The organism is Aeromonas sp. s10 (genome assembly GCF_040907975.1).
Taxonomy (GTDB): Bacteria; Pseudomonadota; Gammaproteobacteria; order Enterobacterales; family Aeromonadaceae; genus Aeromonas; species Aeromonas caviae.
On record NZ_JBFOCV010000047.1, the window covers coordinates 16,950 to 30,873 of the forward strand.

At 65.9% G+C, this 13,924-nt stretch carries 15 protein-coding genes and 1 tRNA gene; 9 read left to right on the forward strand and 7 right to left on the reverse strand.

The window, feature by feature from the left end; all coding sequences use genetic code 11:
• The first annotated feature begins 51 nt into the window (after positions 1-51).
• Positions 52-882 carry an SDR family oxidoreductase gene (locus tag AB5Y59_RS17735; protein ID WP_368212451.1) on the forward strand — a complete coding sequence of 277 codons (831 nt, stop codon included), beginning with the start codon at positions 52-54 and terminating at the stop codon, positions 880-882.
• A 45-nt stretch (positions 883-927) separates the two neighbouring features.
• Here AB5Y59_RS17735 and AB5Y59_RS17740 read toward each other — a convergent pair whose 3' ends face one another.
• On the reverse strand, positions 928-1,260 hold the full coding sequence (locus tag AB5Y59_RS17740; protein WP_368212452.1) for a DUF1904 family protein: 333 nt from the start codon (positions 1,258-1,260) through the stop codon (positions 928-930).
• A gap of 70 nt (positions 1,261-1,330) precedes the next feature.
• Between AB5Y59_RS17740 and AB5Y59_RS17745 the strand changes: the two genes are divergently transcribed.
• The 6 genes from AB5Y59_RS17745 (at position 1,331) to AB5Y59_RS17770 (ending at position 7,047) form a co-directional block, all read left to right on the forward strand.
• Positions 1,331-2,218 (forward strand): TraB/GumN family protein, encoded by an 888-nt coding sequence (locus AB5Y59_RS17745; RefSeq protein WP_324024014.1) that lies wholly within the window; start codon positions 1,331-1,333, stop codon positions 2,216-2,218.
• Between the two features lie 155 nt (positions 2,219-2,373).
• Complete coding sequence (locus tag AB5Y59_RS17750) at positions 2,374-2,523, forward strand: DUF3149 domain-containing protein (protein WP_010673287.1); 150 nt, start codon at positions 2,374-2,376, stop codon at positions 2,521-2,523.
• Between the two features lie 115 nt (positions 2,524-2,638).
• Positions 2,639-3,220: a DNA endonuclease SmrA gene (smrA, locus tag AB5Y59_RS17755; RefSeq protein WP_010673286.1), complete on the forward strand. Its 582-nt coding sequence runs from the start codon at positions 2,639-2,641 to the stop codon at positions 3,218-3,220.
• A gap of 106 nt (positions 3,221-3,326) precedes the next feature.
• Positions 3,327-4,805 (forward strand): carboxypeptidase M32, encoded by a 1,479-nt coding sequence (locus tag AB5Y59_RS17760; protein ID WP_368212453.1) that lies wholly within the window; start codon positions 3,327-3,329, stop codon positions 4,803-4,805.
• A 260-nt stretch (positions 4,806-5,065) separates the two neighbouring features.
• Positions 5,066-6,574: an AlkA N-terminal domain-containing protein gene (locus tag AB5Y59_RS17765; RefSeq protein WP_368212454.1), complete on the forward strand. Its 1,509-nt coding sequence runs from the start codon at positions 5,066-5,068 to the stop codon at positions 6,572-6,574.
• Entirely contained in the window at positions 6,571-7,047 is a 477-nt protein-coding gene (locus AB5Y59_RS17770) for a methylated-DNA--[protein]-cysteine S-methyltransferase (protein WP_069784516.1), read from the forward strand. The genes AB5Y59_RS17765 and AB5Y59_RS17770 overlap by 4 nt, the downstream gene beginning before the upstream one ends.
• Positions 7,048-7,069: 22 nt before the next feature.
• On the opposite strand, the gene AB5Y59_RS17775 is transcribed toward AB5Y59_RS17770, so the two are convergent.
• The 6 genes from AB5Y59_RS17775 to AB5Y59_RS17800 all read right to left on the reverse strand — a co-directional run bounded on the left by AB5Y59_RS17775 (position 7,070) and on the right by AB5Y59_RS17800 (position 12,330).
• The gene (locus AB5Y59_RS17775) at positions 7,070-7,735 is read right to left on the reverse strand and encodes a class I SAM-dependent methyltransferase (protein ID WP_323920500.1); all 666 of its coding nucleotides are present in this window, start codon (positions 7,733-7,735) and stop codon (positions 7,070-7,072) included.
• A 111-nt stretch (positions 7,736-7,846) separates the two neighbouring features.
• Positions 7,847-8,104 (reverse strand): DUF1272 domain-containing protein, encoded by a 258-nt coding sequence (locus AB5Y59_RS17780; RefSeq protein ID WP_010673281.1) that lies wholly within the window; start codon positions 8,102-8,104, stop codon positions 7,847-7,849.
• A gap of 44 nt (positions 8,105-8,148) precedes the next feature.
• A complete protein-coding gene (locus AB5Y59_RS17785; RefSeq protein ID WP_368212455.1) occupies positions 8,149-8,478 on the reverse strand; it encodes a DHCW motif cupin fold protein in 330 nt (109 codons plus the stop codon).
• 117 nt (positions 8,479-8,595) lie between these two features.
• A complete protein-coding gene (locus AB5Y59_RS17790) occupies positions 8,596-10,458 on the reverse strand; it encodes a U32 family peptidase (RefSeq protein WP_368212456.1) in 1,863 nt (620 codons plus the stop codon).
• A gap of 178 nt (positions 10,459-10,636) precedes the next feature.
• On the reverse strand, positions 10,637-11,248 hold the full coding sequence (locus AB5Y59_RS17795) for a LysE family translocator (RefSeq protein ID WP_164883121.1): 612 nt from the start codon (positions 11,246-11,248) through the stop codon (positions 10,637-10,639).
• Between the two features lie 128 nt (positions 11,249-11,376).
• Positions 11,377-12,330 carry a LysR family transcriptional regulator gene (locus AB5Y59_RS17800; protein ID WP_368212457.1) on the reverse strand — a complete coding sequence of 318 codons (954 nt, stop codon included), beginning with the start codon at positions 12,328-12,330 and terminating at the stop codon, positions 11,377-11,379.
• Positions 12,331-12,530: 200 nt separating this feature from the next.
• On the opposite strand from AB5Y59_RS17800, the gene AB5Y59_RS17805 reads away from it, so the two are divergent.
• Both AB5Y59_RS17805 and AB5Y59_RS17810 read left to right on the forward strand, forming a co-directional pair.
• Positions 12,531-13,619, forward strand: coding sequence for a ketoacyl-ACP synthase III (locus AB5Y59_RS17805; RefSeq protein ID WP_102983776.1), 1,089 nt, complete (start codon positions 12,531-12,533; stop codon positions 13,617-13,619).
• A gap of 223 nt (positions 13,620-13,842) precedes the next feature.
• Positions 13,843-13,924: transfer RNA gene (locus AB5Y59_RS17810), tRNA-Tyr, on the forward strand.

Sequence of the window (13,924 nt, forward strand, 5' to 3'; positions counted from 1 at the left end):
GCTACCATGCCGGTTCGGGCCACCCGCCGGCCACCAATCAGGATGATCTTCATGCCCCACCCCTTCGTGCTTGTCACCGGCTGCTCCAGCGGCATCGGCCTCGCCGCCGCCAAGGCGCTCGGCGCCCACGGCTTCACCGTCATCGCCTCTGCCCGCCAGGCCGGGGACGTCGCCCTGTTGCAGCAGCAGGGGCTGCTGGCGGTGCAGCTGGATCTCGCCGACACCGCCAGCATAGAGCGCGGGGCGGCAGCGGCGCTGACCCTGGCTGGGGGACGCCTCTACGGTCTGTTCAACAACGGCGCCTACGGCCAGCCCGGCGCGCTGGAGGATCTCCCCACCGAGGCGCTCAGGGAACAGTTCAACACCAACCTGTTCGGCTGGCACCACCTCATTCGTCAGGTGCTGCCCCCCATGCTGGCCGCGGGCGAGGGGCGCATCGTGCAGAACAGCTCTGTGCTCGGCCTGGTGGCCATGAAGTATCGCGGCGCCTACAACGCCAGCAAGTTCGCGCTGGAAGGTTACAGCGACACCCTGCGCCTGGAGCTCGCGGGCAGCGGCGTGTACATCAGCCTGATCGAGCCCGGCCCCATCGACACCCGCTTTCGCGCCAATGCCCGGGACGCCTTCCTGCGCCACATAGACCCTGCCACCAGCCGTCACCAGGCCGCCTACCAGCAGACCCTGAGCCGGCTGGAGCGTGAAGGGGGGGCTCGCGGCTTCACCTTGCCAAGCGAGGCCTGCATCCCGCCGCTGATCCACGCGCTCAGCAGCCGGCGCCCGAAGCACCGCTACCCCGTCACCTTCCCGACCCGGCTGTTCGCCGTGCTGCGCCGCCTGCTGCCAAGCCGCCTGCTGGACAGGCTGCTGATCAAATCTGCCTGACGCCAGGCTGGCGTCGCCCCGCCGCAACAGGCTGCGGGGCGTCTGTCAGTAATGCTGGCCGTTGCTGTAGTAGCGCGACTTGACGATGGGCAACACCTGCACCACCACATAGGTCTGCTCTCCCAGCACCCCTTTCAGGTGGCGGGTGATGAGGGCGGCGGCGGCATCCTGCATCTCCTGCGGGCGCTCGAACCAGACCAGCTCCACGAAGGGGGAACCGGCCTCGATCACCCCGTCCCGCACCTGGGTCGTGGGGACGCACTCCAGGGTGATGGACTCCGGCTTGCCGCCGGTCAGGGCGCAGAGCTCCGCCGTCAGGGGGGTGCTTATCTGCTGGAGGGTGTCGACGGAAACTGCCCGAAAACGAAGGTGGGGCATGGGAAACCTCTTGGCTGTGACAAATGAGGACTTATCATAGAGCACTCATCCCGCTCACATAAGGTGCCTCATGAGATTCCATCCCACGCTGCTCTCCTTCCTGCTCTGCCTGCTGCTGCCGCTACATGCCATGGCCGATCCGGCCTTCTACCGCATCAACAAGGGCAACGAACAGCACTGGCTGCTGGGGTCCATCCATGCGGGCAAACCCTCTCTCTATCCCCTGCCGGACCCGGTGGAGCGCGCCTGGCAGCAGAGCCGCGCCCTGGTGATGGAGGTGGACATGACCCACATCAGCCAGGAGCAGTGGCAGGAGATGGGCGCCATCACCCGGCTCGTCGACGGCAAGACCCTCAAGGATCACCTGCCCATCGACCTCTACCGTCGCACCCTCATCGCCGCGGGCCAGAACGGTCTGAACGAGAGCATGCTGGCCCCGCTGCGTCCCTGGTTTGCGGCCATTACCCTGACCCAGGCGGCCCTGGAGCGCACCGGCTATCGCGGTGAATACGGTATCGACCAGCACTTCTCCAAGCGGGCGAACGACGGCGGCAAACCCATCGTCGGGCTGGAGACCCTGCTGGAGCAGCTCGGCTATCTCGCGAGCGTCGGCGACAACCAGACCCTGATGCTGGAGAGCACCCTGGACGAGCTGCCCGACATCCAGCAGGGGTTCGACGCCGTGATGACCGCCTGGCAGAACGGGGACGAGGCCACCCTCATCAATCTGCTCAGGGAGGAGATGGCGCCGCCCAAGCTGCAAGCCTGGCTGGAACAGACCCTGCTGGCGGAGCGCAACCGCAACTGGGTCAAGAAGTGGCCCAGCCTGCCGAACGAGAGCTTTATCGTGGTAGGGGCCCTGCATCTTTACGGCGAGCACGGGCTGCTCGCCCTGCTGGAGCAGCAGGGCTGGCGCATCACGCCCCTCACCGAACCGACCCTGGAGAAAGCAAAATAGCGTCCAGTCCGGCCACCTGACGCGCCGGATGCGCGTCGGCTCACAGAATTTTCTGCCGATTAAATAACCAGAGAGGGAGTTGATCGAGATCATCCCCTCCCTCCTGAAGAGGTATCTATCATGCCTGTCACCGCCCAGTGACAGGAGTGAACGAGATGGAATTCTGGATGAACCTGATGTTCGGCAACAGCGTGGGGCTGATGTCCATGCTGGTGATTTTCGGCACCTTCCTGCTCATCAGCGCCTATGCGGTCTATTTCATCTACAAGGTGATGCACGCAGAGCCGCCCAAAGAGGGGCAATAACCAGGCTCGCTCAGACCGCCCTCCTCGGCAGGGCCGGGGCCTGCGAGCGTTGCCATTCTAAGGCCCACCAAGGCCCGCTATACTGGCTCCCTCATTTTCATGCGGGGAGCCTGCCGTGTCTCATAACGACGAACTCTCACTGTTCCTGCAGGAAGTGGCCGACGTGCGGCCGCTGCGCAGCGACCATATCGCCCCCGTTGCGGGCAACAGCCAGCCCACCGAGGCGCAACTCGCGCGCCGGGAAGCCGCCACCGCCGAACAACTCACCCTGGATCACCTTGGCACGGAAGCAGTCGAGATGCTGGACCCCCACGCCATCGTCGGCTTCAAGCGTGACGGCGTGCAGGAGGGGGTCTACAAGAAGCTGCGCCTTGGCAAATACGAGCTGCAAGGCTCCCTCGACCTGCACCACAAGACGCTCAACGAGGCCCGTATCGCCCTGGTGCAGTTCATTGCCGAATGCGAAGTGCGGGATATCCGCTGCCTGCTGATCCTGCACGGCAAGGGGGAGCGCAGCACCCCGCGTGCCCTGCTCAAGAGCCATGTCAGCGCCTGGCTGCCACAGTTGCCTTCGGTGATGGCCATGCACAGCGCCGAGCGCCGCCACGGCGGCAGCGGTGCGCTCTACGTATTGCTGCGCAAGAGCGAGCGCAAGAAGGCGGAAAACCGCGAACGGCACCAGAAGCGCCTCGGCTGACTGCCTGAGGGTGGCACCAGGGTGGATGGCAGTGCTAGCATCGGGCGGCCCCGATCATGCCAGGTACGGGGTGCATACCATCAGGGACGATAACAAGGACAATCCCATGTCATACCAGAAACTCGAACAACATCAGCAACAACTGCACCGCCTCTCCCACCTCTCCGCCATCTGCGGCTGGGATCAGGCCGCCATGATGCCGGAGGGGGGCAACGAGGCCCGCGCCGAGGCGATGGCGGAGCTCGGCGTGCTGATCCACGGCAAGCGCACCGCCCCCGAGCTTGGGGAGTGGATTGCCAAGGCAGAGAGCGAGCCGCTGGACGAGCACCAGCGTGCGAACCTGCGGGAGATCAAGCGCCAGTGGCAGGATGCAAGCCTGCTGCCGGGGGCGCTGGTGGAGGCGCTTTCCCTCGCCGGCAGCAAATGCGAGCACGCCTGGCGTCGCCAGCGCAAGGAGAATGACTGGGCAGGTTTTGCCCCGAACCTCGAGGAGGTGGTGCGCCTGTCGCGGGAGGTGGCTCGCCTGCGCGCAGAGGCGCTCGGGGTGCGTCCCTATGACGCCATGCTGGCGCTGTACGAGCCCGGCATGACGAGCGCGAGGCTGGATCAGATCTTCGGCGATCTGACGAGCTGGCTGCCCGGCCTCATCCAGACCGTGAGCGAACGGCAGAAGAGCGACGTGCTCCTTACGCCGCAAGGCCCGTTCCCGGTTGCGACGCAGCAGGCGCTCGGCCAGGAGGTGATGGGGCTGCTCGGCTTTGATTTTGCCCACGGCAGGCTCGACGTGAGCAGCCACCCGTTCTGTGGCGGCGTGCCGACGGACGTGCGCATCACCACGCGCTACAACGAGCAGGAGTTCGTCTCCAGCCTGATGGGCATCGTCCACGAGACGGGCCACGCACGCTACGAGCAGGGCCTGCCGCGCGCACGGCTCGGCCAGCCGGTGGCCGAGGCGCGCTCCATGGGCATTCACGAGAGCCAGAGCCTGTTCTGCGAGATGCAGCTCGGCCATCACCCCGCGTTCCTCGCGCTGATTGCACCGCGCATCCGCGCACACTTCGGCGAGCAGGCCGCGCTCGCACCGGCGAACCTCGAGAAGCTGTACAACAGGGTCGAGCCCGGCTTTATCCGCGTCGATGCGGACGAAGTCACCTACCCGGCCCACGTCATCCTGCGCTACGAGCTGGAGCGGGACCTGATGGAAGGGCTCATCGAGGTCGCGGACATCCCCGAGCTGTGGGACGCGAAGATGCAGCAGTGGCTCGGCTTGTCCACGAAGGGCAATTACCAGAACGGCTGCATGCAGGACATCCACTGGACGGACGGCTCGTTTGGCTACTTCCCGAGCTACACGCTCGGCGCCATGTACGCGGCGCAGCTGCGCTTTGCACTCGAGCGTGAGCTCGGCGACATGGGCACGCTCGTAGAGTCCGGCCGCCTGCCGGAGATCTTCGGCTGGCTCGGTCGCCATATCTGGTCCCAGGGCAGCCTGCACGGCACGGACGAGCTCATTCGCCGCGCGACCGGTGAGGCGCTCAATCCCCAGTGGCTGCGCAAACACCTCGAACAGCGCTATCTGAAATAAGCGAGGTTGAACCCCCTCCCAGCCTCCCCCTTCACAAGGGGGAGGAGCTAACCCCGCCCCGTTCACAGAGAGGAGCTGTTTGTCCCCTCCCCTTACGAAGGGGAGGGTTAGGGTGGGGTCCTGCCCCCCTAACCTTACAAAGGGAGGACTGGGATTCCTCGGATCGCACTATTTTTGCTATTCCTGTCCGTTTTTGGCTAGTCACCCCTCTCGCCCCCGCTTAGTCTCTGGGACATGCCCACAGCAACCCGAGCCATGCCATGACCACAGAACCCCCGCATTCATCCCAACGGGACGAGATCATCCCGGGTCTCACCCGGGAGCAGTGCCACGCCGCACGCCTCGCGCGAGACGCGCGTTTCGACGGTCGCTTCTTCACCGGGGTGCTCTCCACCGGTATCTATTGCCGCCCCGTGTGTCCGGCGCGGGCACCGCACGAGCACAATGTGCGCTATTTTCGCTTCGCGGCGGCGGCAGAGCAGCACGGGCTGCGCCCCTGCCTGCGCTGTCGCCCCGAGCTCGCACCGGCCCAGAGCGGCGATCTGCCACCGCTCGTCGCCCAGGTGCTGGCGCGCATCGAGCGCGGCGAGCTGGCGGAGCACAGCCTGGGCTCCCTTGCAACGCAGGCCGGGATCACGGAGCGCACCCTGAGGCGCCAGTTCGAGCAACACCTCGGTGCCTCGCCGAAACAGGTGGAGCAGACGCGCCGCCTGCTGCTTGCGAAACGGCTGCTGACGGAGACGCGCCTGCCCATCACGGACGTTGCGTTTGCCGCTGGCTTTGCAAGCATTCGCCGCTTCAACGACGCCTGGCTGCAGGCGTATGGCATGACACCGGGCGCCCTGCGCAAGCAGGAAGGGGGGACTGGCGAGGCGGCGCCGCAATCGAGCCTGCAACTGCACCTGCTGTATCGCCCGCCGTTCGACGTCCAGGCCATGCTCGCGTTCTACCGGTTGCGCGCCATTCCGGGGCTGGAGCGGGTGGATGAGCACGGTTACGAGCGCCGTCACCGGGTCGGCGAGCAGGAGGGGCTCATCCGCATCGAGCCCGTCGAGGGGGAGAGGCTCAGACTCACGGTGCGGGATCTGCCGCCGGGTGCGCTGCCGGACATCCTGTACCGCGTGCGCCGCATGTGGGATCTCGACGCCGACATGAGCCGCATCGGCGAACACCTGGGACAGGATCCCCTGCTCGCCGGCATCCAGGGACGATGGCCCGGGGTGCGGCTGCCGGGGGGGTGGGATGAATACGAGGTGATGCTGCGCGCCATCGTCGGCCAGCAGGTGTCGGTCAAGGGTGCCATCACCATCATGGGGCGCCTGGTGGCGCGCACCCTGGCGCAGTTCGGCACCGCGCAGCTGCCCACCCCGACCCAGCTGTGCGAGCTGGATCTCGACAGCATCGGCATGCCGGGCAGCCGCATCCGCACCCTGCAAGGGCTCGCCTCGGCGCTCGCAAGCGGCGCACTCACCCTCGCCACGGCAAGCGACGAGCAACTGCTCGCGCTGCCGGGCATAGGTCCCTGGACGGTCGCTTACTGGCGGCTGCGCTGCGGGCTCGATACGGATGCCTTCCCCGCCTCGGATCTCGTGCTGCAAAAGGCGCTCGGGGGCGGTGACAAGCTGCCGGTGAAAGAGGTGACAGCGCGCAGCGCCCCCTGGCAGCCGTGGCGCGCCTATGCCGCGAGCTGGCTGTGGCACGCCATGAGTGAACAACCGGCGCTGCTCACCCGGCCAACACAGACACAAGACGAGGAGAAGAGCCCATGATCCGCTATGACATGATGCCCACCGACCAGGGCGAACTGCTGGTCGCCATCGACGAACGCGGTCTGGTCCATGTGGACTTCCTGGCCGGACTGCGGCCGCTCCCCGACATGCAGGACTGGCTACAGGACGGCGAGGCGCTCGCCCCCTTCCTCGCCGAGTTTCGGGACTACTTCGCGGGCCGGTTGCAGCGCTTCACCCTGCCGCTCGCCCCCAGGGGCACGGCGTTTCAGCAAGCGGTGTGGCTGGCGCTGTGCGACATCCCCTACGGGGAGACCCGCAGCTACGGCGACATCGCCCGCGCCATCGGCAAGCCAAACGCGGTGCGGGCGGTGGGTGCCGCGAACGGTCGCAATCCGCTCTCCATCATCATCCCCTGCCACCGGGTGATCGGCCAGAATGGCAGCCTCACCGGCTATGCGGGAGGCCTGCCCATCAAGCAGGCACTGCTGACGCTGGAGAGGGCCTCTCGTTGATCCGGCGCCACCCGGCCAGGGCTCACTGCCGCTGCGCCAGCCAGCCGTGAAACCCCAGCGCCTGAAAGAAGCGGTGCGCCGCCGCGAAACCGGCCCCTTGCAAGAGGCGGCGGGTCTGTCCCTCGTCCAGGGAGGTGAAGTCCTCTCCGAGGCGGCGCACCATCTGCTCGCAGGCAGGAAGCGGCAAACCGGCGAGGGCGGCTTGCAACCCCATCGCCTTGCGCTCAAGCGGGTCCGTTGGCGCCATCAGATCCGCCAGCAGCAGGGGAGCACCAGGATTGAGCTGGCGATAAATATCACCCAATAGCGTGGCTTTGGCATCTTGCGCCAGAAAATGCAGCACCAGCAGACAGAGTGCACCATCGCAAGGCTTATTCACCACAGGCAATGCGCCCAGGTGCCAGCACACCCTCTCCCCCATGCCCGCCTGCTCGGCCCGCATCCTGGCCTGGGCCAGCATGTCCGCCGAGATATCTTGGGCCACAAAGGTCCAGCGGGGGCAGAGACGGCCAAGCAGCAGCAACTCGCTGCCCGTGCCCACCCCCACCAGCAGCACCCGGGCCTCCTGGCCCAGCGCGGCCATCAGCCGGGAGGCACAAAGCTGGTGCAGCAGCTCGTAGCCTGGCACCAGCAGGGGGATGCGGCTGTCATAGGCCTTCGCCCCTTCTCCTTCGAATCGCTCCGTCATCTTTTGCTCCTTTGGTGTGAGCCCCCTTGATAGGGGCTTCCGCCGGGAGAAGGTCAAGAGCCACAGGGACGAGCCAGTTGCCAGCCCAGCCCTTCCCATGAAGGGGGGGCCCTAGCCCCCCTTGCCCAGCGCCGCTTTCAGAGCCGGATTGAAGACGCGCTGGAGGGAGGCGGGGTTGTTCACCAGCTTGGCCGCCGGGCGGCGCGGGCGCCTGACCAGCTCGCCGCCACAGTTGGGGCAGGTCAGGTGCAGATACTGATCGTTGCACTCGGCGCAGAAGGTGCACTCGAAGGAGCAGATGTAGGCCGTCGCCGTGTCGGCGGGCAGATCCCGGTCACAGCACTCGCAGTTGGGTCTGAGTTCAAGCATGGCAAGTTCCTGAAGCGCAAGGGGAAAGCGGGAAAGAGGGCGGCTCAGTCGACGATAAAGAGGCGAGCGCCCAGTTCGGTGTAGGAGCGATGGGGTTCGGCGTTGTCCGCCACCTGGTAGCTCATGCCCGGCGTCAGGGTGAAGACGCGGCCATCCTGCAACTCGGTGTGCAGCTCCCCTTCGAGGCAGAGCAGCACATGGCCCTTGCTGCACCAGTGATCCGCCAGATACCCGGGGGAGTACTCCACCATTCGCACCCGCAGCTCCCCGAATTGCCGGGTGTGCCAGCGGGCGACGCCCCGTTCCCCCTTGTGTTCGGTCGGCAGGACCTCGGCCCAGTTCGTGGTGCAAAACGGCAGTGCATTGATGTTCATGACGGATCCTTTGTCAGAAGAAGGCTGGGGGAAGGTGCCTCACCACGGGATATCCGTGACAAGGCCGCGCCCCATACTGCCATCAAATCCGCTCCAGCCCCATGCCCACACGGGCAATCATCCCCTCTTCAGGCTGCCCATCACCTGCATCTCGCAGCGATGGCAGTCAAAGCGCAGGCGGAAACTCTCCTTGCCCATCTTGAGCGCCAGGGGCTCGGCCTTGAGACCGGGCACCTCCTTGGGGCAGAGCTGCTGGCTGTAGCGGATGCAGTGCTTCGTTGTCATCAGCACCACTTCCCGCTCCTCCTTGTTCGCCTCATACGCGGGGGCGATGCTCCCCACCCCGTGTTCGCGAAAGAACTGCTCCGCCGCGCTGTTCAGCACGTTGCCGAGGTAGGAGAGCCGATGCTGGGGATAAACGGCGCCTCGCAGGGGAATGCGCCGCTCGGGTCGCCGGTAGGCAGCCAGACGGGCCGCTTCCAGGGCGGCGATCCCCTCCCGGCGCAAGCCGTTAAGCTGTGAAGCCGCAATAAATAGCGGGCGAGTGAATGCCAACTCAATCTGGCGCGCCACAAACAGGGTGTTGCCGAGTTTGCCGAGCTGCTCCCTGGCCTGTTGCAGCGCCCGTTCCGGGTTGTCGGCCGGCTGCTGGTCGCAGGGGAGCGTGACGGCGGCACCAATGCCCTGCTCGTCCACAAGTTCGAGCCGCAGTCCCTCGTCGCACTCCGATAGCCGCATATCGACCCGGATGCGGCGATCCGCGCTCCCTTTTTCAAGCTGCTTGCTGAAGGCCTGATCGTGGTTGCGAAAGATCTCGGTGCCTACCTTGAGACCGGGCATGGGTTCCGACAGGAGTAACCGCTTGCTCTGTGCCTTCTCTTCCACTTTATTGAGGCGCATCCCCACCAGCTCGCCCCCCGGCTTGAAGAAGCCGAGGCCATCGCCGTTGTTGAGGGCAACGGCCTGGCCGTCGATCTCGATGCCATCGCGGGTCACGCTGGTGACGCGCCCGAGCGGCTCCCCTACGTATTTCGGGCTGCGCGGCGAGTCGATGCCTGGCTGTCGGCCATGGAGGAAGTAGTCGGTGCTGCCCCGGTTGAAACTCTTCTTGGGATCCGGCGTAAAGGTGTAGCTGCAACGACCGGCGGAAGCGGCCACCAGATCGGGGCGGCTCGCCAGGATGGTGTCCAGCTTCTGGCGATACCAGGCGGTGACGTTCTTGACGTAGTCGAGCCCCTTGAGGCGCCCTTCAATCTTGAAGGAGCGGATCCCTGCGGCGATCAGCGCCTCCAGGTTGTCGGTCTGATCCATGTCTTTCAAGGAGAGCAGGTGGCTGTTTTCCACCAGCACCTCTCCCCCTGGCGTTTGCAGGGAACAGGGCAGCCGACAGAGCTGGGCGCACTCGCCGCGATTCGCGCTGCGGCCGGTGCGGGCGTGGCTGATGTTGCACTGGCCGCTGTAGGAGACGCACAGGGCGCCGTGGATGAAGAACTCCAGCTGCACGCTCGTGGCGGCGCTTATCTCGCGGATCTGCGCAAGGGAGAGCTCGCGGGCCAGCACCACCTGGGAGAAGCCCACGTCCTGCAGAAACGTCACCTTTTCCGGGGTGCGGTTGTCGGTCTGGGTGCTGGCGTGCAGCGCGATGGGGGGCAAATCGAGCGCCAGCAGCCCCATGTCCTGCACGATCAGCGCATCGGCCCCTGCCTCGTAGATCTGGTGGGTCAGGCGCCGGGCCTGTTCCAGCTCGTGGTCGTGCAGCAGGGTATTGAAGGCGACGAAGACCTGGGCGCCGAAGCGGTGAGCATGGCGAGCCAGGGCCTCAATGTCCTCGAGGCTGTTGCCCGCTGCGCGGCGGGCACCGAAGGCGGGGCCCCCCATGTAGACGGCATCGGCGCCGTGGTTGATGGCCTCGATGCCATAGGCGAGGTTCTTGGCCGGGGCCAGCAACTCCAGGCGGTTGTGATGGTTCTGATCGCGCATAACGTCCGGTTCGAAGGGTTGCAAATGGCCGCCACTCTAGCCAGACTCCCCGCCCCCCGCCTTGATCCCGCTTAAGATCACCGCAGAATGCAGGATTGACCCGGTACAAGAACGTCTGGCTGCCCCCTCATCCCCCGGCCCTGAGAGAGGGCCGACTACGCTGGCACCCGACGCAGAGCTAGATCACGACCTTGAGGGCCAGCCCCAGCAGCACCAGACCGCTCACCTTGTCGATCACGGTGGATTTGGCCTTGAGCCAGGCGAGTACAGGCCCGCGAGAGAGCACCAGGGCCACCAGCACATACCAGAGCGCATCGATGCCGCCTGCGGTCATCATCATGATGCCCCCCTCACGCCAGCCGGTGTCGGCATGCACGAACTGGCTGAACAGGGCGATAAAGAAGATGGCGAGCTGGGGGTTCAAGAAGGCCACCATAAAGCCCTCGAACGCCCCTTGACGTCCCCGTGGCGGGTGCCCATCCTCCTTGCCTGCCTCCCCCCCTGCGGGCCTGGCCAGCAACGCCTTGATCCCGAGCCAGGCGAGGAACGCCGCGCCGCCGTAGCGGATGAGATCGAACAGCAGCGGGGTCTGAGTGATCAGGATGGCGAGGCCGAGGGCCGTGATCAGCGCATAGATGCCGACTCCCAGGCCGTGTCCCAGCGCCGTGGCAACCCCGTGGCCCTGCCCTCCCTGCACCGTATTGCGGATGATCAGTGCCAGGCTCGGCCCAGGGCTGATGGCCCCCATCACGCAAATGGCGGCCAGCGCCAGCCAACTCGTCAGCTCCATACCTTCTCTTCCTTCGTGTCGATTGTTGTCACCCGGGATCAGGGTAGGGGGTGGCTCGCTATGCCAGAAGTGAAAGTTATGAATAGAGTCCATAGCCAGTGGCTATAGAGTGGCACAACCCGCTGCCATCAGCGGCTCACCTGCGGCCCTCCTGTCAACTGCTTGCGACTCTCCCCCAGGGTGAATTGCAGGTGATCCCGCAGGAAGGGATAGGCCAGCTCGCGGAACCAGCGGTGAGCCGGATCCAGGTGGTGGCGCTGGTGCCACAGCAGATGATACTGCTGGACCCGGGTGGCGAAGGGGAGATCGCAAAAACTCAGGGCATGTTCCCGGGAGAGCTGCCAGGCGATATGGGCCGGGGTGGTCATCAGACAGTCTGTGCGCAGCAGCACCTCCACCGCTGCCTGGAAGAAGGGCACCCGGGCAAACCAGCGGCGGGAGAGCCCGCGGGGGGCCAGCACCTGCTCCACCGGGCTGTCCTTGTCCCCACCCCCGCTCACCTGCAGGTGGGGCCAGGCGAGGTAATCCTCCAGGCTGAGCGCCATGCCAGAGAGCGGGTGATGGCGCCCCATCAGCACCACCAGCCTGTCCTCCCCCTGATGCAGGCCGCGGATCTGGTCCGGCACCAGCTCCGTGATGGTGGAGACCATGTCCAGCTCCGATTGCCAGAGCTGGGGCAACTGGCGCTTGTCCCACAGGCTGTACTCCAGCGCCGCCCGGGGGGCGGCCCTCGCCAGGGCCGCACAGATGTCCGGCAGGATGTGCTGGGCCACGTAGTCGGAGGAGGCGAGCCGAAACACCCGCTCGCAGCGCTCGGGGGCAAATTCCGGCGCCTCGTAGAGCCGCTCCAGGGCCCCGAGGGAATCGGCAAGCTGGGCCGCCAGGGCCTCGGCCCGCGGGGTCAGCAGCCAGCGCTGCCCTTCCCGCACCAGCAGCTCGTCGCCAAACTCGCTGCGAAGCTGGCCGAGCTGCTTGCTGATGGAGGGCTGGCTCAGGTTCAGCAGCTCCGCCGCCCGGCTGATGTTGCGGGTCTCCAGCAGCACCTTGAGGGTGGGCAAGAGATTGAGATTCGCTTTGTGCACAGGAGTCACCTCGGGAAGGGGTCGCCGGGATCGGGCCTTCATCTTACGGCAAGGAGAAGCGGAAATTTAAGCAAAATCACGGTCTTGCTCCCGCCACTCCCCTTACACTGGGGGGACCACAGGATGACAGTGAACGCCCCGTGCGGCATAATTTCGCCACTTCCCGCCCCAGAGCGGCCATCACGACAAGCGACGACAAGATGACATACGCCACTATCACCGGGTGGGGAAAATGCCTGCCCCCCGCCTCGCTGACCAACGATGACCTCGGCACCATCATGGATACCTCGGACGAGTGGATCTACCCGCGCACCGGCATCAAGGCCCGCCGGGTCTCCCATGTCAGCACCCAGGCGCTCGCCACCCTGGCCGCCCGTCGCGCCCTGGCGTGCGCAGGCCTGGACGCCGCCGCCCTCGATGGCATCATCCTCGCGACCGCCACCCCGGGCACGCTGGTCCCCAATGGTGCCTCTGCCGTGCAGCAGGCCCTCGGCGCCCACAAGGCGGCGGTGTTCGACCTCAACGCCGCCTGCACCGGCTTCGTCTATGCCCTCTCGGTCGCCACCTCCCTGGTGCAGACCGGCATGATGCAAAGGGTGCTGGTGATCGGTGCCGAGCGATTGACCCAGTTGCTGGACTGGGCCAAGCGCGACACCGCCGTGCTGTTCGGGGATGGCGCCGGCGCCGTCATCATCGAGGCGAGCAAGCAGGAGAGCGGCCTGATTGCCAGCAAGCTCGGTTGTGACAGCGAAGCGCGGGAGATACTGCACGTGCCGAATTTCGGTACGGATCGGGTGCGTTTCGCCGACATTGACGGCCTCTTCACCTTCAACTTCGAGGGGCAGGAGATCTTCAAGCGCGCCGTGCGCGGCATGGGCGAAGCCACCGGCACCGTACTGGCCCAGGCGGGCATCGCCCCCGAGCAGGTCGACCTCATCGTGCCGCACCAGGCGAACGTGCGCATCATCGAGACCCTGGCCAAGCGGATGAACGCCCCCATGGAGAAGGTGATGGTCAACATAGAGCAGTACGGCAACACCTCCGCCGCCACCGTGCCCATCGCCCTGTGCGAGGCGCTGGAGCAGGGTCGGGTCAAGCCGAACAGCTACCTGCTGACCGCCGCCTTCGGGGCCGGGCTGACCTGGGGCGCCGCCCTCATCAAGTGGGGGGATCGCGTCACCCCGATCGCGAGTTGCGACGAGGTGCTGCCCCCCTGCGAGCAGAGCGCCCTCGAACTCATCGCCCATGCGGTGCAGGGTTGCCAGCAGGCCCGCCCCGCCGACGCCTGAGCGAGCGCCAGCGCCCCATGATCCGCCAGGAGCCCCGTGGCTCCTGGCTGCCAGCCCCCCTACGCCCCCTCGCCGTTTCGGCAGCGACATAAAAGTCATTGAAAAGTGTGAATTTTGAGCGAAACATATCAAAAAATGACCACTTGACACTTTTTTGTCGTCAGAATGCGGCCAAGGGGTTCACAACCTTACCGGATCTGGTAGTATGCGGCCTCGCACTTGGGGAGGGGTTCCCGAGCGGCCAAAGGGATCAGACTGTAAATCTGACGGCTCTGCCTTCGAAGGTTCGAATCCTTCTCCCTCCA